Annotated in this window: 20 protein-coding genes and 1 pseudogene; 9 read left to right on the top strand and 12 right to left on the bottom strand. The window is 45.2% G+C overall.

The genetic code is table 11. The features are described 5' to 3' along the window. Positions 1 to 41 precede the first annotated feature (41 nt). A complete protein-coding gene (locus tag L2755_RS10080; protein ID WP_248980563.1) occupies positions 42 to 1,409 on the bottom strand; it encodes an L-serine ammonia-lyase in 1,368 nt (455 codons plus the stop codon). A gap of 136 nt (positions 1,410 to 1,545) precedes the next feature. Then, on the bottom strand, positions 1,546 to 2,835 hold the full coding sequence (locus tag L2755_RS10075) for an aromatic amino acid transport family protein (protein ID WP_248980562.1): 1,290 nt from the start codon (positions 2,833 to 2,835) through the stop codon (positions 1,546 to 1,548). Between the two features lie 547 nt (positions 2,836 to 3,382). Between L2755_RS10075 and yjjX the strand changes: the two genes are divergently transcribed. From yjjX to L2755_RS10050, 5 genes are all read left to right on the top strand, one after another. After that, a complete protein-coding gene (yjjX, locus tag L2755_RS10070; protein ID WP_248980561.1) occupies positions 3,383 to 3,922 on the top strand; it encodes an inosine/xanthosine triphosphatase in 540 nt (179 codons plus the stop codon). Positions 3,923 to 4,080: 158 nt separating this feature from the next. Then, positions 4,081 to 5,013, top strand: coding sequence for a bifunctional helix-turn-helix transcriptional regulator/GNAT family N-acetyltransferase (locus L2755_RS10065; RefSeq protein WP_248980560.1), 933 nt, complete (start codon positions 4,081 to 4,083; stop codon positions 5,011 to 5,013). Positions 5,014 to 5,143: 130 nt separating this feature from the next. Next, positions 5,144 to 6,187: an NADP(H)-dependent aldo-keto reductase gene (locus tag L2755_RS10060; protein WP_248980559.1), complete on the top strand. Its 1,044-nt coding sequence runs from the start codon at positions 5,144 to 5,146 to the stop codon at positions 6,185 to 6,187. Positions 6,188 to 6,277: 90 nt separating this feature from the next. Then, a complete protein-coding gene (locus L2755_RS10055) occupies positions 6,278 to 7,489 on the top strand; it encodes a cysteine desulfurase (protein ID WP_248980558.1) in 1,212 nt (403 codons plus the stop codon). Positions 7,490 to 7,727: 238 nt separating this feature from the next. Then, complete coding sequence (locus tag L2755_RS10050) at positions 7,728 to 8,189, top strand: SufE family protein (RefSeq protein WP_248980557.1); 462 nt, start codon at positions 7,728 to 7,730, stop codon at positions 8,187 to 8,189. 127 nt (positions 8,190 to 8,316) lie between these two features. Here L2755_RS10050 and L2755_RS10045 read toward each other — a convergent pair whose 3' ends face one another. After that, the gene (locus tag L2755_RS10045) at positions 8,317 to 10,275 is read right to left on the bottom strand and encodes a TRAP transporter permease (RefSeq protein WP_248980556.1); all 1,959 of its coding nucleotides are present in this window, start codon (positions 10,273 to 10,275) and stop codon (positions 8,317 to 8,319) included. A gap of 130 nt (positions 10,276 to 10,405) precedes the next feature. Then, positions 10,406 to 11,332 carry a TAXI family TRAP transporter solute-binding subunit gene (locus L2755_RS10040; protein WP_248980555.1) on the bottom strand — a complete coding sequence of 309 codons (927 nt, stop codon included), beginning with the start codon at positions 11,330 to 11,332 and terminating at the stop codon, positions 10,406 to 10,408. A gap of 206 nt (positions 11,333 to 11,538) precedes the next feature. Between L2755_RS10040 and L2755_RS10035 the strand changes: the two genes are divergently transcribed. The 3 genes and pseudogenes from L2755_RS10035 to L2755_RS10025 form a co-directional block, all read left to right on the top strand. Beyond that, entirely contained in the window at positions 11,539 to 12,693 is a 1,155-nt protein-coding gene (locus L2755_RS10035) for a membrane dipeptidase (protein WP_248980554.1), read from the top strand. Between the two features lie 58 nt (positions 12,694 to 12,751). After that, positions 12,752 to 13,360, top strand: a complete 609-nt coding sequence (locus tag L2755_RS10030) for a GNAT family N-acetyltransferase (protein WP_248980553.1) — start codon at positions 12,752 to 12,754, stop codon at positions 13,358 to 13,360. 17 nt (positions 13,361 to 13,377) lie between these two features. Beyond that, positions 13,378 to 13,563 (top strand): annotated as a pseudogene (locus tag L2755_RS10025) (AAA family ATPase); the annotation flags it as partial. Here the strand turns inward: L2755_RS10025 and L2755_RS10020 are convergent. The 8 genes from L2755_RS10020 to norR form a co-directional block, all read right to left on the bottom strand. Further along, on the bottom strand, positions 13,561 to 13,935 hold the full coding sequence (locus L2755_RS10020) for a PH domain-containing protein (RefSeq protein ID WP_248980552.1): 375 nt from the start codon (positions 13,933 to 13,935) through the stop codon (positions 13,561 to 13,563). The pseudogene L2755_RS10025 and the gene L2755_RS10020 sit on opposite strands and share 3 nt — an antisense overlap. A gap of 198 nt (positions 13,936 to 14,133) precedes the next feature. Beyond that, positions 14,134 to 14,847 carry a DUF2971 domain-containing protein gene (locus L2755_RS22295; RefSeq protein WP_248980551.1) on the bottom strand — a complete coding sequence of 238 codons (714 nt, stop codon included), beginning with the start codon at positions 14,845 to 14,847 and terminating at the stop codon, positions 14,134 to 14,136. 203 nt (positions 14,848 to 15,050) lie between these two features. Further along, positions 15,051 to 15,425, bottom strand: coding sequence for a DUF6713 family protein (locus tag L2755_RS22390; RefSeq protein ID WP_428847788.1), 375 nt, complete (start codon positions 15,423 to 15,425; stop codon positions 15,051 to 15,053). A gap of 846 nt (positions 15,426 to 16,271) precedes the next feature. Then, positions 16,272 to 16,643, bottom strand: a complete 372-nt coding sequence (locus L2755_RS10010; protein ID WP_248980550.1) for a hypothetical protein — start codon at positions 16,641 to 16,643, stop codon at positions 16,272 to 16,274. A 193-nt stretch (positions 16,644 to 16,836) separates the two neighbouring features. Beyond that, positions 16,837 to 18,774 (bottom strand): peptidase U32 family protein, encoded by a 1,938-nt coding sequence (locus tag L2755_RS10005; protein WP_248980549.1) that lies wholly within the window; start codon positions 18,772 to 18,774, stop codon positions 16,837 to 16,839. Between the two features lie 227 nt (positions 18,775 to 19,001). Then, positions 19,002 to 19,322 (bottom strand): cupin domain-containing protein, encoded by a 321-nt coding sequence (locus L2755_RS10000; RefSeq protein WP_248980548.1) that lies wholly within the window; start codon positions 19,320 to 19,322, stop codon positions 19,002 to 19,004. Positions 19,323 to 19,339: 17 nt separating this feature from the next. Further along, positions 19,340 to 19,513 carry a cupin domain-containing protein gene (locus tag L2755_RS09995; protein WP_248980547.1) on the bottom strand — a complete coding sequence of 58 codons (174 nt, stop codon included), beginning with the start codon at positions 19,511 to 19,513 and terminating at the stop codon, positions 19,340 to 19,342. 31 nt (positions 19,514 to 19,544) lie between these two features. After that, positions 19,545 to 21,137, bottom strand: a complete 1,593-nt coding sequence (norR, locus tag L2755_RS09990; protein ID WP_248980546.1) for a nitric oxide reductase transcriptional regulator NorR — start codon at positions 21,135 to 21,137, stop codon at positions 19,545 to 19,547. Positions 21,138 to 21,378: 241 nt separating this feature from the next. On the opposite strand from norR, the gene L2755_RS09985 reads away from it, so the two are divergent. Next, positions 21,379 to 22,635: an NnrS family protein gene (locus tag L2755_RS09985; RefSeq protein WP_248980545.1), complete on the top strand. Its 1,257-nt coding sequence runs from the start codon at positions 21,379 to 21,381 to the stop codon at positions 22,633 to 22,635. Positions 22,636 to 22,706 lie beyond the last annotated feature (71 nt).

The raw sequence follows: 22,706 nt of genomic DNA, 5'->3' as shown, positions 1-22,706 counted from the left end.
GCCTTTTGCTTATTTTTTATCACCAGAGTCACCTGAGGCGATTAACCACAAATACTGGTGACTTTTATAGCCAATCCACCCTGACTAGTTTCGCGGTACTTAACATGCATATCTTTGCCTGTTTCATACATGGTCGCGATCACTTTATCTAGGCTCACTTTTGGCTGGCAGTTTCGACGCATCGCCATCCGTGAAGAGTTAATCGCTTTTACCGCAGCAATCGCATTACGTTCAATACAGGGCACTTGCACTTGGCCTGCAACGGGATCGCAGGTCAGCCCTAAGTTATGCTCCATACCGATCTCAGCCGCCATACACACTTGTATCGCATTGCCGCCCATAATCTCAGCCAGACCCGCTGCGGCCATAGAACACGCTACGCCGACTTCGCCCTGACAGCCAACTTCAGCACCAGAAATTGAAGCATTGCGCTTATACAAAGAGCCGATGGCAGCGGCAGCTAAAAAGAAGCGGGTATAATCTTGCGGACCGACAGGTTTAATAAACTTGTCATAGTAAGCTAACACGGCAGGAATGATGCCCGCTGCACCATTGGTCGGCGATGTTACTACTCGACCACCAGCCGCATTCTCTTCGCTGACAGCCATTGCAAACACATTAATCCAATCTACAATCTCCATTGGATCTCGTGACAGACGCTCCCCCGTTAGCAGTTGACGATGCAGCGCAGGAGCACGACGTGGTACCCGCAGTGGTCCAGACAACACCCCTTCCGTCTGGCAGCCTTTTTCAATTGCCGCATACATGGTTTGCCACACATCAGCAAAGCCTTGATAGATATCGGCTTCACTATTAAACGCCAGCTCATTTTTAAACATAATCGTGCTGATGCTCATGCCCGTTTCTTCACAGATAGCGAGTAATTCATCTGCGTAGTTGTACGGATATGGCACGGCAATTGGATTTTGTACTTCCTTGCCAAACTGAGCTTCTTCAACGATAAAGCCGCCACCTATGGAATAATAGGTGTTGCTCATGACTTCTTCATCACCAGCGTATGCGTGTAGCGTCATGCCGTTCTCGTGCATTGGCAAAGCATAGTTATGAAAAACAATCGCATCATGACCAAAATCGACTAAGCGTTGCTCCTTGCCCATGGGTAACTTTTCAGTCTGTTCCACTTGAGCAATAAAATGGGGAATTGCATCGATATCGACTTTATCAGGTGTATTGCCACCTAAGCCCATAATGATGGCGATATCAGTATGGTGACCCTTGCCTGTTAACGACAAAGATCCAAAAATTTCAACACTCAGGCGAGTCACGTTATTGAACTGACCCGCTTGATGTAAATCGTCGATAAACTCTTTGGCAGCCTTCATCGGCCCGACAGTGTGAGAGCTCGACGGGCCCACACCTATCTTAAAAATATCAAATGCGCTAAACATAGAATTACCTCGGGAAAGGAGGAAGGGTTAAAAGATCTTTTAACCCTGGGTCAAACATTGATGCAGCGTTGTCACTAAAAGCTCGGGTATTAATGCCGTTAAGTACAGCGATAGACACCCGAGTCGTACTTACAATTTATGACGTCAAGCCAAACAAGATAGCCGTCATAGAAAGTAGACCCGCAATCACCACAAAGATGTTGCTCACTCGACCACGGTATGCCGCTAAAGCAGGCACTTTATGAATCGCATACATAGGCATAAGGTAAAGAATCGCCGCGATAACCGGGCCACCTAATGCTTCAATCATGCCTAGAATGCTAGGGTTAATAATGGCAACTGCCCAGATAGTGAAGAACATGAAGCCTAAAATAAACTTATTAACTTTGCTCTCTGATACTTCTTTTTTGCTGCTACGTAGCTGCTTATTGATAATCCCTTTCATGCCTTCAGTGGCACCCATATAGTGACCAAAGAAAGAGGAGATAATCGCCACAAAAGCGATAAGCGGACCAAAGTAACTGACAAAACCGCTGTCATGGACGTTTGCTAAGTAAGACAAAATCGGCAGGTTGTTTGCTTTCGCTTCAGCAAGTTGTGCTGGCGACAGTGACAATACACAAGAGAACACAAATAACATCACAAAACCGACTAACATCATGGTGGTGTTACGTAAAATGTTGTCTGCTTTGCGTGCTGCATTTTGGCCATGTTCACGTTTTAATGCCACTGAGAACTGTGAAATTGCAGGTGAATGGTTAAAAGCAAAGATAAGCACTGGAATGGTTAACCAAACTGTACCTAAGAAAGCACCGGTGCTAGGCACTACGTTTAGTGCATCCATTTTCCAATCTGGGATAAGGTAGAAAGACATGAATGCCAAGATAGCAACTAATGGGTAAACCAAAAGCTGAGTCACTTTAAGCATAAACTTCTCACCGGCAACCATGACAGACATCATTGCAATGATAAGTGCGCCCGACAGAATAAAGCGTGGTGGTGAATCCATGCCTAGCTGATTAACAATAAAACTATCAACGGTGTTAGTAATACCCACACCGTAGATTAAAACAATGGGATAGATCGCGAAGAAGTACAGCATGGTAATGGCTTTACCTGCACCAACACCGAAATGCTCTTCTACTACATCTGTAATATCACTGCCTGGCTTATTCGATGAACAAACAAAGCGCGATAAGCCACGGTGGGCTAGGTAGGTCATTGGGCCAATAATTGCGGCCATTAAGACTAGTGGCCAAAAGCCACCCATTCCAGCATTAATTGGCAAAAATAAAATGCCAGCACCCACTGCGGTGCCAAATAAACTCAACATCCAAGTCGTATCTTGTCGTGTCCAAGGCAGCGTGGTTGTCGCTGCTACTTCGTTTTGGGCCACTTCTTGTGTACTGATTGTGTCTTTTTGCATTAGCTTTACCTTAAAGGTGTTTTCGAACACCAGTAGATTTATATCTAAGGAGTAATTTCGCGCATAAGGTAATCCTAATGCTGGGTCTATAAATTGATCTGGATGCATATTCTGTAATTAATTTTCATAATATAGCGATAATGCGAACTCCGTCGCTAATTTTACGTCATCAATTTTCATTTTTACTGCAGTTCGATAACCCAATCGAACCTAGATTTAACACGGTATTCACCTAATTAATCAAATGCTGATATAAATTCATTGAGGCACGAAAAAACACCGCGGACATAGCTCACGCAATGGACAACAAAGAGACACCGACCCGCAAAGCAGGTGGCATTCTTGAGCCGGATCACGCCATTTCAGCGCCATATTTTGGGTCAGATTAGTCAATCTAATGATTAATATAGATAAATATTGTAGGCCTGTTTATTGAACAACGGTTAACTCCTGAAAAACAGCCTCAATTAAGCAGTGACATTATGCTCGCTAAAAGCTATAAACAATGAGTAGCTCGCCTCCCCTAGATAAAGAAGTAATACAATTCATGACACACATTATTCGAGTCATCGTCGGTTCTAAAAACCCTGTCAAAGTTGGCGCAGCAAAAACGGCGTTAACCACCTTATTCCCTGAAGTCGTCATTGAGTGCGAGGGCATGCATGCTCCCTCTCTGGTCGCTGATCAGCCGATGACAGAAGCTGAAACCCAAGCCGGCGCAGTCAATAGAGTCAAATACTGCCAAAATCACTATCAAGCTGATTACTATCTTGCGATGGAGGGCGGCGTCGATCTATTTGATCATGGTCCAGCAACATTTGCCCACATTGCCATTGCGCACAAGGATCAAGTCAGTGTTGGCCGCAGCGCACTACTGCCGCTCCCTATGCCTGTGTACCATGCGCTGACTCAAGGCGAGGAACTGGGTAATGTAATGGACAGCATGTTTAACACCGTTAATATCAAGCAAAAAGGCGGCGCCATAGCACTGCTAACCCAGGGTCATGCCACACGTCAAAGCATTTACACCCAAGCCATTATCCTTGCCATGGCCCCGATGCTTAATCCTGAGATCTATCGCTTATAATCTCTTTTTATCCCAGCACTTGGTCAAGCTAAATATCAGTTTGACCAAACCAGTATTAGCGGTTAGTTTATTACCTTACACAAATGTACTTGATTTAATAGTGTATTCCCCGTAGGTTAGATGTTAGTCGCAACTAAATTTCGTTGATGAATCGATATATGCCAAATACCCCCTGCCAAGCTTCACAGTTACGCCGACTTTCCAGACAGCTCATTCGCCAATTAGGACTGTTAGACACCGCCTGTGGTAATCAACCACTATCGCCTGTCCAAGCGCACACATTAGTTGAATTGGGACAAAGTTCTTATTCAATAAAGCAGTTGGCTGAATTACTCAATATTGATAAATCCAATGCCAGTCGTGCTGTAAGTAATCTCGTCGAAAAGGGCTTTGTCAAAACCGTTACTAACCCGAAAGATAGTCGTAGCCTGATGGCACAGCTAACCTGCATTGGTAAAAAACAATTAGTTGAACTCGATGCACAACAAAATCAGCAATTTAGTGAGATCATAGCGCAACTGCCCAGCGAGCAATTAAGCCAAATAGAGAACGCCATTGGCCAGTACACTAAAGCGGTAGTGCAATCTAAAGCGCAGTTTGGTTACACCGTCAGAGAGATAACGGCCCAAGACAATGCGTCTATGGCTCAGATAATTCGAGAAGTGTCTGCAGAATATGGGCTCACCGCAGACAAGGGGTATGGCGTATCAGATCCCACCTTAGATAATCTCAGTGACGTATATCAAGCAGATAATGCCAGCTATTGGGTCATCGAATATCAAGGACAGATCCTCGGCGGCGGCGGGATCGCGCCACTTAACGGTCAGCTTGGCGTGTGTGAATTGCAAAAAATGTACTTTTCACCAGAGTTACGCGGTAAAGGCTTTGCTAGACGACTGGCACTACAAGCGATCGATTTTGCAACTGAGCAAGGCTTTAATGCCTGCTATTTAGAAACCACCGCAAATTTAGTGGAAGCTATAACGTTATATGAGTCGTTGGCATTTGAGCATATAGAGGCGCCACTCGGTGACACCGGCCATGATGCTTGTGAAATAACCATGTTACTCACCCTATCCAAGCCAAACTAGGGTAGTGTATTAAGTCGATAGTTTTTATTAGGTCACTTTTAGTAGGTCACTGTTTATTAGATAGTTCTTTATTCGGCCTTTTTTATTTGGTCTTTCATGTAGATGGTTTTTAAATTAAGAGAGTTGCATTATGGAATATAAACGTCTGCCACACTCAAGCTTAAATGTTAGTAAAATCTGTTTAGGGACAATGACATGGGGCGAGCAGAACACTCAAGCTCAAGCCTTCGAACAATTAGACTATGCCATTGGTGAAGGGATTAACTTCATCGATACCGCCGAAATGTATCCTGTACCTCCCAAAGCTGAAACCCAAGGTGCTACCGAAACCATTCTAGGTAACTATCTCAAGCAACGCGGTAATCGTGACAATCTCATTATTGCCAGCAAAGTCTCAGGCCCTGGTGGCAAGAGTGACTATATTCGTCCCAATATGGCGCTGGACTGGCGTAACATTCATGCCGCTGTTGATGACTCGCTAAAGCGATTGCAGCTCGATTGCATCGATCTTTATCAAGTACACTGGCCCGATCGTAACAGCAACTTCTTTGGCGAATTGAGTTACGAGCAACAAGACGATGGCGAACAGCAAACCCCCATTATTGAGACACTAGAGGCTTTGGCGGATCTGGTCACCACGGGTAAAATTCGCTACATCGGCATCTCAAATGAAACCCCTTGGGGCTTTAGCAAATATTTACAGCTCGCTGAAAAGCATGGCTTGCCAAAAATCGTCTCGGTGCAGAACCCTTATAACCTGCTTAATCGCAGCTTTGAGGTCGGCATGGCCGAAATTAGCCATCGCGAAGAGGTACCATTACTTGCTTACTCTCCACTGGCCTTCGGCGCCTTGTCGGGTAAGTATCTTAATGACCAGTGGCCAGAAGGTGCTCGCTTAACCTTATTTAAACGCTTTGCGCGCTATACCGGAACGGCAATGGCGCTTGAGGCGACACAAGCCTATGTTGAACTTGCCAAAGAGTTCAATATGAGCCCAGCACAAATGGCTATGGCGTTTGTTAATGCACAAAAATTTGTCGGCGCTAACATCATCGGTGCCACCAATCTTGAGCAATTAAAAGAGAATATCGACAGTATCAATTGCAGTATTTCACCACAGCTAATGCTGCGCCTCGATGAATTAGCACTGATATATCGCCTCCCCTGTCCCTAATACCAAGCCCATTAAGTAATAGCCTTGCATTAGGCGCGTAGATCTTACAAGATCTGCGCGCCTTCTATTTTTATATCTCGGATCAGATGAATGGATCTTTCAATGTTACGGTCAAAATTCCCAGTGCTTGCGCAGTCTAATGACGGCTACCCGTTATGTTATTTAGACACCGCTGCCACCAGCCAAAAGCCGCAGCAAGTGATCGATGCCATGAATCACTATTATCAGTTTGATAATGCCAATGTACATCGGGCAGCGCACCAGTTATCGGCACGTGCGACCACTCAATATGAAGCGGTACGCGACAAACTATGCCAGTTTATTCAGGCTCATCGCCGCGAAGAGATGATATTTACCCACGGCACTACCGAAGCCATTAACATCGTTGCCAATGGGCTAACATCACAGCTCAAACAAGGCGATCTGATCTTAATTGATACTGCCGCCCATCACGCCAATATTGTGCCATGGCAGGAGCTCGCTAAACGTACCGGCGCGATTATCAAGCCGATCCCATTGACCATAGATTGCCGCATAGACACCGCTGCATTTGATACCTTGTTACTCGAAAAACCGGCGATAGTGGCACTGAGCCATGTTTCAAATGTGTTGGGCACTGTGAATCCGGTGAGCGATTTAGTCGCCAAATCAAAGCAAGTCGGCGCGATAACCTTGGTTGATGGCGCGCAAGCGATTGCACACATGAACGTTGACGTGCAAGACATCGCTTGTGATTTCTACGTGTTCTCCGGCCATAAGATGTACGGCCCTACAGGCATCGGGGTTTTATACGGCCGCTTTGAGATCTTAGATAGACTCTGCCCACTCATGACTGGTGGTGAGATGATTAAAAGCGTCAGCTTTAGTGGCACCGAGTTTAACCAGCTACCGAATCGACTCGAAGCCGGTACTCCACCAATAGCCGAAGTTATCGGTCTAGGCGCCGCCATTGATTTCATTAACGCCTTGCCCACTGAGCAAGTCGCTGCAGCAGAGCAAACATTACTTATCTATCTGCAAGATTCGCTCAAAGCATTAGGCGATGTTGTACTCTATGGCGCCCACAGCGACAATCTTGGCGCAGTCGCCTTTAACCTCGCTAGCGAGCATCATCAAGATGTAGGGATCTTATTAGATCAGCAAGGTATAGCGGTGCGCTGCGGTCACCACTGCGCCATGCCTCTGATGCAAAGCTTACAACTCAATGGCTGCTGCCGAGCCTCTATTGGCGTTTATACTAATAAAGCGGATATCGACCGTTTCATTACTGCGATGCAGTCAGTGAAAGAGTTATTGCTTTAAGAGCGGTTAAAAGCGGGTTAGGAGCTAGGAAATGCTAAGACGGTTAAGAGCCGGTGCTAGGGACTAGGAACGGCTAGGACGGGAACGGCTAAGACGGTAAAGCAGGTAAAGCAGGTAAAGCAGGTAAAGCAGGTAAAGCAGGTAAAGCAGGTAAAGCAGGTAAATCTAACAGCAAAGTCGAGAAGACGCTGTTTATAAATAAATTTCAAATAATCATTACATTAAAGTCAGGTCGAGTATGAGTCAGCAAGTCCAGCCCACTACAATAGAGTTTTTAGCATTAGAACTTAATCAATCAGCTCAAGTAACGCTGGAGCTGTTTGAACAAGCAAACAACTGGCAAGAGCGCTATCGTCAGATAATGTTACTGGGTAAAACCTTGCCTAAGCTGCAGGATGAACTGCGGGTCGAGTCTGCTCAGGTTAAAGGTTGTGAGAGCAATGCTTGGTTGTATCACAGTGAGATTGAAGGCAAACATTACTTTCTAGCCGACAGCGATGCCCGCATCGTTAAAGGGCTTATCGCGCTATTATTAATCGCCTGTAATGGCAAGACCAGCACCGAGATCGCCGACTTTGACCCTCAACCGTTTTTTAAGCAGCTAGGACTCGAGGGCCAATTAAGTCCATCACGCACCAATGGTTTACTGGCTTTAGCTAACGCGATCAAGAGCCAAAGCCTTCATAGTGAGAATGATTAAAAGGCAAAGTGATAAAAAGCATCACCACCAACCGACAACAGGTTAATCACCCCGTCATCGGTTCGCCGTGCTTCAACTAACTGATACATTACCTAGCTAACACTTAATCTAAATAACGCTACGCTCTTTAGACAGCTACCTTAACTCGGGTTTTCCACTGTAAGCCAATCAAACCTAAAATCAGCAATACACCGACAACGCCCGTGCCAAAGGGATTAAACAGTACCCACGGCGCAGCGGCAAATGCCACCACCCGTTCAACTTTTGATAGCGGCCGTAAAAGATAACCCTCTATCGATATCGCGATGGCAACAATAATGGTCGCCGTCTGCACAATGGCAAAACCAAATGCCATCATCCCCGCCTCAGGGTTGAGCAGGTCGGTATAGGCCATCATGATCGGGATCATAAACAGCCCGCCCGCAAGCTTAAACGCTTCAACAGATGATTTCATTGGATTGGCATTAGCAACACCCGCGCCTGCAAAGGCTGCCAGCGCGATCGGTGGGGTGACATTGGATGTTTGCGATAACCAAAACACAATCAAATGCGCAGTGAGCAGAGGTAGACCAAAGTCTCCAAGCATAGGCACCGCCATGACTGCCAGCACTATGTAAGCTGCGGTAACAGGTAATCCCATCCCCAGCACTAATGCCACAATGCTGATTAAGCCCAGCGCCACCAGCATATAACCGCCGGAAAACTCCATCACAAATTGAGTAAACTGCAGACCAATTCCGGTCTGGCCCACGACCCCAACAATAATCCCCGCCGCGCCACAGGCAACCGAGATAGGTAGTGCCATTAACGCGCCATTTTTCATGCCCGAGATAAACTTACTCAAACCAATACGGCTGTGTTTACGCAGTGCAGCGGTCAGTAAAATCGCCGCGCAACCGGCGACACCCACGAGTAACGGCGAATATGCCATCATCAATAGCGTGGTAATAATCACCAGCGGAATAAGATGGTGCGCCCCATCCTTCATCACCGTAATAACAGCCTCGGTGCGGCTAGCAGCTTGTAGGTTTAACTTACAAGCCATTAAGTGCACGTAGAGCAAGGTACAGAAGAAGTAGAGGATCGCTGGCGCTATTGATGCCAGCATGATGTCGCTATAAGGCACCCCCGTAAACTGTGCCATCACAAAGGCTCCTGCCCCCATAATCGGCGGCATAATTTGCCCACCCGTTGAGGCCGCCGCTTCAATTCCCGCAGATTGCTCCGGCGTATAGCCAAGCTTCTTCATCATTGGAATCGTCACCGAGCCTGTAGTGACCGTATTGGCAATGGCAGAGCCTGAGATAGAACCAAGCCCGGCAGAGGCTAACACCGCCGCTTTAGCGGGCCCGCCACGATATTTCCCCGCGATAGAAAATGCCAAGTCAATAAAGAACTTACCTGCCCCCGTCACCTCAAGGAAGGCGCCAAATAACACAAAGATAAATACCGTGGTCGCAGCAATACCCAGTGCAGAACCAAACACACCGTTGGCGGAGAAGATCTGAAACTGAACCAACTCTTGTAAAGAATAGGCTTTAGTTGCCAACGCGCCTGGCAGCATATCGCCAAACGCACTGTAGGCTAGAAACAAGCCAGCGATAAGCACCATCACCCAACCGACTGTGCGGCGGCAACCTTCGAGCAGTAGCAGCACTAAAGCACTGCCAGCCACTAAATCAGCCGTGACCAAGCCATACAGCAGATGATCGATATTGTTATAATCGAAGATCAACATACGGTAGCCTGCAAATACAGTTAAGCCACACAGTGCTAAATCAGTTACCCGCCCCAGCATATAAGCTTTGTTATACCGGTTACTTATCAATGGATAATGCAAAAATATCAGTACCAACACCCAGCATAAATGCACCGGACGAAAGTAAGTAGCCGAGATAGTGGATGTAACGCCTTGCCAAATTTGGAAAGACGAAAGCGCTACCGCAAGCGCTAAAATGAGATAACCAAAAATCTTCACAGCGGTTTCATAAGCTAAGGTTGTATCCACTACATTACTGTTTTCAAGCGGTTCAGCCGAAGTTGTAGCAAGGGGTTGGTTAACCTCTTTGTCGTCAACTGGGGTCATAAATTATCCTTGAGGCTTAGAGTTAGTATGAGCCAACTCAATGGCCTAAATAACGCAAAGGCAACTACTTAGTTGCCTTTGTCGATGTTGCAATGCACTTATAGAATATAAGTGCTAATGATTAAAGAGCTTATTTGTTCAAAGAGTCTAGGTACTTTTGCGCGCCAGGATGTAACGGCACCCCTTTCAAGCGATTAGCATTTTCAGGTGTCGTAGCATCCGCCACTTTAACGACTTTTCGCACTTCGCCCATATTTTCAAAGGCAGCTTTAGTCAGGTTAAATGCCATCTCATCAGTCATTTTTGCACTCACTACAATCACATTCCACACGCTCAACGTCGATACTGCAGCAACATTGTTATACACGTCGCTAGGAATGGTGTAGTGACTATAAGCTGGATTTTTCGCGATAAATGCAGCGCTTTGGGCAGCAGATACTGGGATAATATTAATCTTATGGGTTAACGCAACCTGAGTCACAGCGCCTACACCTTGGCCGCCGACAATAAAGCCTGCATCGATTTGACCGTTGGCTAATGCGTTAGTCGTTTCGGCGTAATTAAGATAAACCGCAGTGATATCTTTTTTAACATCAATACCGATTGATTCAAGCAATGCAGCAGAGGTCACAGCGGTACCACTTGCAGGCGCGCCTAAAGAGATACGCTTACCTTTAAGATCATCCAGAGAAGTAATACCTGACTTTTTTAAGCTGATGGCATGTACTAGGTTTGGGTAAAGTGCGAACAGGGTATTCACTGGCATGGCACTTCTGAATTTACCTTCGCCTTTATAGGCATCGAGTACCACATTGCCCATGGCGATCCCGGCGATCATATCACCGCGAACCACCTTGATGGTGTTCTCTACAGAAGCTGCTGTCACTTCCGCTTTAACATTCACTTCAGGCACTTTATCAGACCATACTTTGGCTAATGCCCCACCAAAAGGGTAATAGATCCCGCTTTGACCACCGGTACCAATCGAATAATTTTCGGCCTGAGCCGCCGCTGGCAATACCAATAGTAATGCAAGTGCTAACGCGCGATGAAACATAGCCTTCCCCTTAATTTTGTTAACTTTTATATATTAGACTTTGATTTAAAAGCCTTTAATTATTAATGATTTCACTTCAATTTGGCCTCGATAGTCACTTAAGGGTCAACCATTGTCAAGATATCGAATAGTTTTAGCAGATAGGCTACTATAAGCAAAAACAACAATAAAAGTAGCCGAATCAACGCCTACAGTGGGAGAAACCGATGCAGCAATTAATCAATCGACGTCAACTTATTAAAGGACTTGCCGCGGGTACGCTCTTAAGCCAGCTTGGCCCTCTGCCCGCATTAGCCAAAGACAATAAACGCCTGTTTGTTGATGGTCTTTGTTTTCTCCCCGATGACCTCGCCGATTTAGCAGCGTCAAACATTGATGCTTACCTTTGCGATATTTCAGCCATTGAAGCGATAAAACAACCTGATGGCACCACTAACTACAAACGCACTTATCAAGCTTGTATTAAAAGCATAAAAGCGGCAAAAAGCCGCGTTGAAGCCAACAGTGACAAACTCATTCAGGGGCTTAACGGCCATGACATTAAGCGCGCCAAGCAATCTGATCGCACCGCGGTGTTCTTTCAAATTCAAGGATCGGATTGCGTCGAGGGCAGTATCGATAATGACTTAAGCCAAGTTGATGAGTTTCATAGTCATGGGTTAAGAGCACTGCAACTGACTCATCATTACGGCAATAAGTTTAGTGGTGGCGCACTCGATAATAATGCCAGTGGCGGGCTTAACCTACCGCTAACCAAAGCCGGTGACGCGCTGATTAATAAGCTGAATGACAAGAATATTCTCATCGACGTTAGCCATTCTAGTCCGCAAGCAGCGTTAGATACCGCCAGGGTTAGCCGTGCTCCCATAGTGCAAAGTCATGGCGCAGTGCGTGCATTGGTCAATCATGCACGTTGCAGCCCAGATGAGGTGATTAAAGCGATCGCTGACAGTGGCGGCTTATTCGGCGTGTTTATGATGAGCTTTTGGCTAACTAACGACAGAGTGCCAACGGTTGATCACTATATTAACCATCTTAAACATGTCGCTAATGTCGGTGGTATTGATGCTGTCGCCATTGCCAATGACTACCCACTGCGCGGCCAGAAAAACTTACTCAAACTGAACAACAATAATGCCGCAGGGGTAAAACAGTACCTCGGTTGGTGGCATAGTCTGCGCGAGAAAAAGGTACTAGGTTACGATGTAGAGCCAGAACACGTCGTCATCCCTGAACTGAACCATATCGATCGCATGAATCGAATTGACTTCGCCTTGGGCAAAGCCGGCTTTAGCAGCAATGACCGCGATAAGATCATGGGGCAAAACTGGCAAAGAGTCCTCAGTGATGTGTTGCTCTAAGTCCATCAGCTTATAGAATTTAACCCACAAATAGCATATAAGAATTGGACGGCTTGTCATGGACAGACTTTTAAGTAAAAAGCCATTAAGTAAAAGCCCTTTAAGCACGGTTACCCCAGTGATAGAAACAGAAAGAACTAGCCTAGTAATGTTAACCTCTGTTGACGCTGAGCTCATAGGTGATTACTACCTGCAAAACCAATCGCATCTCGCACTGTGGGAGCCCATGAGAGCTGAGGAGTTTTATACTATTGAATATTGGCGACGACAACTTGCTGAAAACCTTAAGCAGTTTGAGAATGGCAGTGCACTTAAGCTTGTAGCGCTCAACAAAAGCAAGACAGAGATCATTGCCGTGTGTAACTTCAGTAATATCGTAATGGGCGTTTTTCAGGCCTGTAATCTAGGCTACTCTGTCGCTAAGAGATATGAAGGTCGTGGCTATATGTCTGAAGTCCTGCAAGCTGCCATTAACTATGCCTTTGATAGCATGGGCTTACACCGCATCATGGCAAACTATATTGTCACTAATAATCGCAGCGCCGCTTTGCTCAATAAATTAGGTTTTGAGCAAGAAGGAGTCGCCAAGTCTTACTTAAAAATCGCGGGTCGCTGGCAAGATCATGCACTGACGTCCAAAATAAACCCTAGCCATTACACCAAGTAACAATAGACAGGTTACCCATGCTGACCACACTCGCCATTCAGAACTATCGCTCTTTACGTGACATCACTATTCCGCTAGCACGGCTCAATCTCGTCACAGGCGCTAATGGCAGTGGTAAATCTAACCTATACAAAGCATTAAGATTACTTGCGCAAACAGCCCAAGGTGGAGTGGTCAATGCCCTAGCGCTAGAAGGCGGTTTAAAGTGAAAAGTTAGCAATGGTTTTTTGAATGCCGACCACATCGGTGCCTCTTTTTAACTCCTTAACTAACGGCTCTTTCTGACCAGAGATCCATAACTTCAGCTCTGCATCCATATCAAATGTGCCCGCTGTTTCTACTTCAAAATGGGTTATCGCTTTATAGGGCACTGAATGATAGCTGACCTTCTTGCCTGTGATCCCTTGCTTATCGATTAAGATCAGCCGCTTATTGGTAAAAACAAACATATCTCGAACCACCTTGTAGGCTAAGCTCAGCGACTCATTGTCAGCCAATATCGGGCTAAGCTCTTCTGTCAGCTCTTCAAGGTTAACCTCTGAAGCATTCCCCATTAGCGAATCTAACAATCCCATTTTATTTCCCTTAATATTGAGTCAAAGTTATCTCTGCAACAAACCAATGTAGCAGCTAAGAACTTAACCTCTATTACGAATTTAATCCAATAAAAGTCGTCAAATACAATGGGAAAGTAACTCGTAAATACCCATGAGTTAACCCTTAGAAACCACCTAGGCAAACCGCAAATTATTATGGAGGCACCGTTAACGACCTCATTTCCTACGCATGAGTTTGGTAGGTAGGCGATATAAGGATGACTTTGCAATTTTTCCGCTGTAGCCATGTGTAAGTAACGCACCTTTATAGGCTTCGTAAAGATGGTCATCAATTCTTGGGTCAAACACAACCTCTTCAAAAAGAGAGTTAGGGTTAATTGCATGCTTATGGATGTCGCCTTTACCATTAGTGTGAACAAGCCGCACTTCCTTTTCATGGCTAAATTCTTTTCTCTTATACAACAATGACTCAGCTACATCTTTATCAGATGTATATGCATTAAGGCCGTCTATCTTATCTAATAAATCACGTTGATTTAAATATTGAACTCTACCAATGTATACGTTCGAATTGTTAGAGTCGTTTATTGCATTCAGTAGAAGTCTTGGGGTTGTTTTTACCTTTGCACCACTCTTATCGTTGGAGTAAATTCTCCACATCGCATCTGTTTCGCTGTGCAAGGTCCAACATTGGCCATAAATCTTACTACTACTTGGGCTTAGCTCACCATTTTTTTCAATGTACTTTATTTCGAATTTTGTTCTATGTTTGAGCAACAAGTTTTCAAATGGATCATCCCACTTATGAGGCGGTACTAGGACATTGCGCTTACTCACAATACTCTCGAGCAACCTATTTACTGGCATTATTCGATAGATTGGCTTGTCTAGTTCATCTTGGCTTAGATTGATAAAACGTTCAATTATCACTTAATGTATCCTGACTATAACCCTTGAATTGCTAACGCCCGCCACAACTGCCGGAGCAAGTTGGCTGCTTTTTTGCGGCACTTTGCAAAATAAGAAAAATTATTATGGATGGCACCGTTAACTCCTTTGAATAAAATAGTTGGTTATAATGTGGAGCGTAGCGAAACCTAACCAACTGTTTTAGTTCCGTTTAAATGCCATTATTAGGCTTGCGATAGTTGCCCACTATACTTTATGGTTTGCTTTATTTGAAACAGTGAAGATATTAAACAAAGAAATATGATTAGCAACGAAGCTGGTAAATGAAACTCAGGACTCCCTGCAAACATAAACCCAGCATGAATAATGAATGTTAAACAACCCGAACCTGCACATAGCAGGGAGTACCTAACGGAATTTTCATTCCTTACAATAATACTTTTATAACCTATTAGTAGAATAGGTAAAATGAGTAAATTGAAGAATAAATAGCCCTGTATGCCACCAGGTAAATAGAACATTTCCCACTCTTTCCAATAAGCAGCATCAATTTGATGGAGTATTAATAGTGACATTGTTATTAAATAACTTCGTTCCATGAGATCTCAAATCCTTAGTAAACATAACAGCTTATTGAACAGACGCAGCGATAACATTTTTATCGCTGCTGCATTTTTAAATATTATCAGTGCGTCTTGATAATGTTCTGCTTGCTACTATAACTTATTGTTTTAAAAGATAACACCAAAGTAGGAAGGACATTATCGATACATAGTGATGTGTATTCGATGACTAATTGATTGGTAAATTGAGTACAGAGTAAGGTTTAGTCGTGATCATCATTCGATTAGTTTCTGACTATATTGGTTCCAATTGTCTACGGTGGCGCCTCGTATGGATGGCCTTAGCTGTATCTAAACTGGGTTAGAAAAGTGCACACTCTCAGCATTCGGGTTTTAAGCTTTAATGCTTGTAACTAGATATTTTCAGTAAATGCCAGAACTGAGATACATGTAAATGAACGTGCAGAATCTAGTCTTCCCCGTTGGAAATTTCGCTTTTTAAATTTCGCCGGGGCGCTGAGGGTTTGCTAAGGGGGACAAGCGCTTTCCCCCTTGGTTCGGGTGTGGGCGAAGCGCCACGACCTTTTAGGCCGTAAGGCCTTATCTTTATAATCAATAAAGTAACTCAGAGGGCTACCCAACCAGCAGTGGTTCCAATTGCCTGCGGCAAGCGTATGTGCAGACGCTGCTGAGGCTCGCTACTAGTACGTCCATGTAGGCTCAACGAAAACATCCCTGTTTTCGACGGCCTCTGCCGCATCTGCACTGGATTATAAAAGCGCAAACTCTCAGCATTTGATAACCACAGAAAACTCGGGCTTGTTCAACACTTGGGATAAGGACGCGGCTGCGCGCGGCCTATCCTTGTTCGTTATGTTGTCTTTATACAAATGCATAGATTAGGAAAGACCCAAAACATATCGCTAGGACACCACCAATACGACCAAATGGTTCCACCAATGAGAATACCCATGATATTAAACGTTTAAAATTGTTGCGACCCATAATCGTAAAAACTATTGCTGCGAAAATTGCTATCCAGCCAATGACTTCCATTATTACAGGAAAGTTTGAAACACTAGCCTGATATATAAGTACGGCTCCAAGTGTTAGCCTTACTCCAACAGCACCTATGTGCAACCAAAGCTTATCAGCATTTTCTCTCAGCACCCTGATTATAATTTCAGGGTTAGTAATGAGCGACATTCCAGCTAAAAGCATTAATAGTCCAAAAACAATTATCAATATACTCATAATCCGAACCCTACTTTGATAACATAAAGCCTTAGGCACCCACCCAATACCGAAGTTTGGGAGTTGTGCACTTGCATGTTGAACGGCGCATTAACACGCGCCATTAACTATGGCTGTCTAAGTTAACTTATAGATTTGGAGAAACAATTGCGAATAAAGACCCAAACCATTTTGGGTCAAAAATAGCTAACCATTACTCAGAACGTACCTGTCTGTTTTCGGCAACCACTAGCATTTCACATTTAGGGCAATCGAAAACCAGCTTCAATACATCTTTGCCTATCTCTAACACCATAGGATCAGCTTTAATGCCAGGAACCTCTTTCGGGCATAAGTTGAAATTAAAGCGTAGGCAGTGCTTAGTCACCATTAATGGTACATCTTCAGTGACGCCATTTTTCTCGTAGGTATCTTCAATTTCGATAACCCCATGACGTTGATAAAACGCCTTGGCTTTGTCGTTAGCGACATTACCTAAATAACTTAGGTGCTTCACTGGATACACAGCGTCTTGATTATACTTCCACGCTTTAGGGCGTTGATAACCATTAACGCGAGCAAGCTCTAATGCCGCCACAGTATCGCGTCGTAAGCCGTTTAATACTGACGTTGGGATAAACCAAGCTTGCGCCGTGTCAATATTCATCGCACGTACTTTAAAGTCAGTACTGCCCAGCTTACCTAGTTGCTTGCGTAGCCCCTGCAATGCCTTATCTACGTCGGTTGCAGCACTCTTTTCAAAAACTAAGCTCTGGCTCGCCGTGTGACCGTGCACGTCCGTCATCGTCAGTGATACGCCGTCTTGAGTATCAGCTAATACCACATCAACAGCAATAATCCGCTTAGCCGATTCTTTGGCTAATACCGCTTCAAATGCTTGGTTGTGGTTGCGGTAAATGGTCATACCGACTTTGAGCTCTTTTGGCATCCGCAATACAAACAACTTAAGACCATCAGCGCGGTTAACCCGCAAGCCTTTTAATTTGTCATCTGACTGCTTGGCTTCAGCAAAATTACTGGTGAAAAAACATAAACCATCGCCATTATTAAAGCTGTGCTCTGAGCTGACCTCGATAAAGTCACTACCAATGCGTTTAACGATGCCGATCTCTTCACCAATATATTTTGGCGAGCGAAAGTCATTCATCCCTTGGCTACGTTCATGGACAAAGTAGTCTGTTTTACCGCGGTTAAAGGTTTTTTCAGGATCTGGCGTAAAGCTATGTTCGCAGCGACCATGGGAAGAGGCACTGAACTGAGGACGCGCTGCAATAATCTTATCCAGCGCTTGACGATAATGCGCCGTCACGTTCTTTACGTAGCTCAGATCTTTAAGGCGCCCTTCAATTTTAAATGAGCGTACGCCAGCATCGATAAGGGCTTCAAGGTTATCAGTTTGGTTATTATCTTTTAATGATAAAAGGTGTTCATTTTGCGCTAGCACTTCACCTTGACGGGTCTTTAAATCACCCGGAAGCCGACATAGTTGTGAGCATTCGCCGCGGTTAGCACTGCGGTTACTGAAAGAGTGGCTGAGATTACAAAGGCCGCTATAGGCTACGCATAATGCTCCATGAATAAAGAACTCAATCTGCATATTGGTTTTAGCCGCTACATCTCGAATTTGGCTTAAACCAAGTTCACGCGCCAGTACCACTTGTGAGAAGCCTACTTGCTCTAAAAAAGCGACTTTTTCTGGATTGCGGTTATCCATCTGCGTACTCGCGTGTAGCGCAATCGGCGGCAGGTCGAGCTGAAGAATGCCCATGTCTTGCACAATCAATGCATCAGCTCCGGCTTCATAAACCTGCCAGATGAGCTTCTGCGCCGCATCAAGTTCAGCTTCATTCATCAAGATAGTGTTAATAGCAACAAACACTTGGGCGTGATATTGATGAGCAAAGGTACATAATCTGGCAATATCTTCGACGCTGTTGCCTGCGCTAGCACGGGCACCAAAAGCGGGGCCACCGATATAAACCGCATCGGCGCCATGGCGGATAGCTTCAATACCAAAGTCAGCGTTTTTAGCGGGCGCTAACAACTCAAGTCGGTTAGATTTCCGCTCAAGTGGTGGCTGAGGTGCGCTATCAGGCTTGTCATTAGGGCTGAAGATGCCAACATTGCTCATAAAAACCACTCAAAAAAGAAACACTATTATTTATGCGGGCATTATAGCAAAAATCTGAGATTTGGCATTAGCTAATGTATCGTTACGCCGCCTAGGGAATAACGCAAAGCGGCCCACGGAAAACACACTTTATTACCTAATGCGCGGGGTGATTTAAGCCCTTGATAACGCATTTGTTATCGCCAATTATTGTTGATTAACGGTTTATGGCCGGTGATAGCTAATGATTATCCATAATGTACCGCTAGCCAGATGGTTTCGGTTTGCTCACTGGTCCACGCCACCCGATGTTTTACATGTGCGCCAATATTGATATGTTCACCTTGGTTTAAAATCACGACTTTGCCACTCTCGAACTCAAGCTTTGCCGCTCCTTGCATAACCATCACCCACTCATTGCGGGCTAGGTCATACCATTCCCCTTCTGGCGTCACATGCGCCGCCGAGACAATGCGTTCGATTAAAACGCTGTCCGTTTTAACCAGCGGCTCAAACTGTTCCAGGGTTAAATCACTCGGTAGATTATCGAAAATATTGTGCTTATCCATTATGCTCCCTGCTTTCTTTACCACTCTAAACAAGCCCATTGCCGCTGCACGTATCCATTGACTCCTTCTGGAGTCACATCCGCCGCCGAAACAATGCGCTCAATCAACACGGCATCCGTTTTAACTAAAGGTTCGAATTGCTCTAAGGTTAAATCACTCGGCAGATTATCAAGAATATTGTGCTTATCCATTGTGCTCCCTGCTTTCTTTCAAATGCGGACTTTAAATGCCGACGACAATACTCTTACTCACTCTAACTCCCAAGCGCTTGGCAAGACGGTTTAGATTGGCTCGATCCATCTGCAACTGCTTGGCGGTTGCCGACCAATTACCCTGTTGCTGGGTTAGCGTCTGTAAAATCAACTGCCGTTGAAAGTCATCGGTTTGCTGTTTAAGGTTGCCACCGTCTTCGGCTAGCAGCTTCTGCTGTAACGGATCCTGCAATTGATTAGCCGCAGTTTCGCCTTGACTGGCATTGGGCAACAGTAGCGCAAGATGGGTAATGCCAATGCGTACAATAGCGGCGGTACTTTCGCTTCTCGCTCGAAGGGCTGCGCGACTAATAACATGTTCCAGTTCGCGAACATTACCCGGCCAATCATACTGATTGAGCATTTTCATCGCACTTGGCTCTAAGGTCAGTTGACTCATGCCCAGTTTACGCCGGGTTAGCTCGATAAAGTAACCACTAAGCAAACTAATATCCTCATCACGCTGCCTTAATGGTGGCACAATAATGGGGTACACACTCAGGCGATGATAAAGGTCGGCACGAAAACGCCCCTGTTCAACCTCCACTTTAAGCTGTCTATTCGTTGCTGCAAGAATGCGCACGTCCACATACTCAACCTCATCTTTACCCACCACTTGGATCTCTTGATTCTGCAAAGCTCGCAGCAACTTACTTTGTACCGCCAGTGGTAACTCGCCAATCTCATCGAGAAATATTGTGCCGCCGCTAGCGAGGCTAAATTTACCGATGCGGTTTCGGTCGGCGCCGGTAAATGCCCCTTTAACATGGCCAAATAGCTCACTTTCAATCAGGCTTTCAGGCAGTGCAGCACAGTTCACATAGACCAAAGGGCCTTCACTGCGGCTCGACTGTCTATGCAGCGTCCTCGCCACTAGCTCCTTGCCAACGCCTGTTTCCCCTTCGATTAAAATGGAAAAGTTAGAGGCTGCTACCATCTCTATTTCACGTTTTAGCTTAAGCATGATCTCACTATTGCCTATCAGCTCACCGCCATCTTTAACTAAAGCTTCATGGGTTAGCTCCGCAACTACCTGCTGATTATGTTTTGAATGCTGTTCGAGTTGTTGCAGCAAAATAGCGGTGTTTAAGGTCGCTGCGGACATCGCCGCAATAATGTCTAACGTTTGCTTGGGGATCTCATCAAAGATATTGGGAAGCATACTGTCTAAGGTCAAAATCCCAATCAGTTTGTCGTCACAAAGCAGTGGTAGCCCCATGCAAGCGTGTACTGGCAGATCACCACTGTGGGACAGCAATAAACCATCATAAGGATCAGCTAACTCACTGTCAGCTGCAAATCTCAGCGGTGTTTTCGAGGCACAAATTTGCGCAAACCTTGGGTGAGAAGCCGTCTCAAATCGGCGACCTAAGGTCTCTTTCGTCAGCCCTTGCAGTGCCAGCGGTTTTAAGTAGTTACCTTGCACTTGCAACAACACCACAGCATCACAAACGACGGCGTTGCGCACGGTATTGAGCAAGCGATCGAACCTGTCTTTAGTGGTCAGGCTATGGGTAAGATCTAAGGCAAGTTGGACTAAGGCGGCTGAGGATATTTCACTCACAAGAATAGTAAACCCAATCAATTATCACTGCAGCCACCATATCATGCCTCCAAACAGCACTCAAAACAGTACTCAAAATAAGACTCAAAAGAACGCTTAAGAGTCATAAAGACTACAAATAAGCGAGGTCTAAATGACTACAATGGTGCACCTATCAGTCTGAACCCGGGCAACCATCACTACTTTCAACATTGGCACATTTATCGCAGTGTCAAATTACGTTTAATCAAGATAGATCCCCATGCAATCAATTACAGAACCTAAAACTAAACAAGTGCTCTCCGCTAGTGGTGAAGTTGAACAGGTTGTGCTGCAGCCTAAAAACTTACTCAGCCAACTGAGCGACATGCCTTTGTGGGACTTGGCTTTTAGACCCTGGTTTTTAGCGGCGGCGCTGTCGTCGGTAGTCAGTATCGCGGTGTGGATATTGTTTCTTCATGGGCAATTTCTCGGTCTTGCGACTGCTGGATTAAGCCCTGTGATCTGGCATATCCATGAAATGTTGTTTGGTTTTGCAGCCACTATTGCGGTTGGTTTTTTACTGACTGCTGCTCAGACTTGGACCAATCGCCGTAGCATAAATGGTTTTGCCTTGATGATGCTCACTGTGATTTGGCTGCTGGTACGGGGCTTACTCTGGTCTTCAAACCCCAACCTGCAGTTAGCTGCTGTGGCTTTGCAAGCGAGTTGGTGGCTTATCTCAATTGGTTATATTGCTTCGATGGTGATTAAGGCTAAAAGCAGCCGTAACTATCAATTTATTCCGCTACTGACCGCGATGATGTCTTTTAACATCGGTTTTTTACTGGCCGATATCTATGGCTATACCGAGCTTGCGTTACATCTATCACGTTGTGCGATTCTACTCTTTTGCTTACTTGTCGGCATTGTCGGCGGACGAGTTATCCCATTTTTTACCGGCCGTGGCGCTGAAAATGCCAACGTAAAAACCACCCCACAACTCGACAAATGCTTGCCTTGGGTCTCTTTATTAGGCCTCGCCGTTTTCTTTATTGGCTACTTTATTGAGCTGCCCTTTACTGCGGCTCCACTACTGATCTTAGCGGGAGTTATACACTTACTACGTATACTGAATTGGAATAGCGTTGCAACACTCAAAGTGCCGCTACTTTGGTCTTTGCACGGTTCATATTTTGCCTTAGCCATTGGACTCATCGCACTGGGCGCAAGTTACTATATTGACGTGTTGCGCTTTGCTGATGCATTGCATCTCATCACCATTGGTACCATTGGTGCGATGATCTTAGCCATGATCGCTCGCGTATCTCTGGGACATACAGGCCGAGCGCTTAAACCTCATTTTTCAATCAACATAGCGTTTATGCTGATCCTGATCGGCGCACTCGCACGAGTGGCTTTACCCTTGCTGCAGCAACCTATTCTCGCATGGGACATTAGCGCACTTTGCTGGATAGTCGCTTTCAGCCTATTCATTTTGCATTACACTCAAATACTTTTTAGCGCCAGACAGAACTAGGCTCCAGCTTTGGTTGTTCGCCATCTGCTGGAAAACTTAGCAGTTGGCGTTATAGCCATTCCATTAAATAG

The sequence above is a fragment of the Shewanella abyssi genome (assembly GCF_023284025.1).
Taxonomy (GTDB): Bacteria; Pseudomonadota; Gammaproteobacteria; order Enterobacterales; family Shewanellaceae; genus Shewanella; species Shewanella abyssi.
Note: the sequence above shows the minus strand (reverse complement) of the source record. Positions and strands in the feature narration are given on the sequence as shown.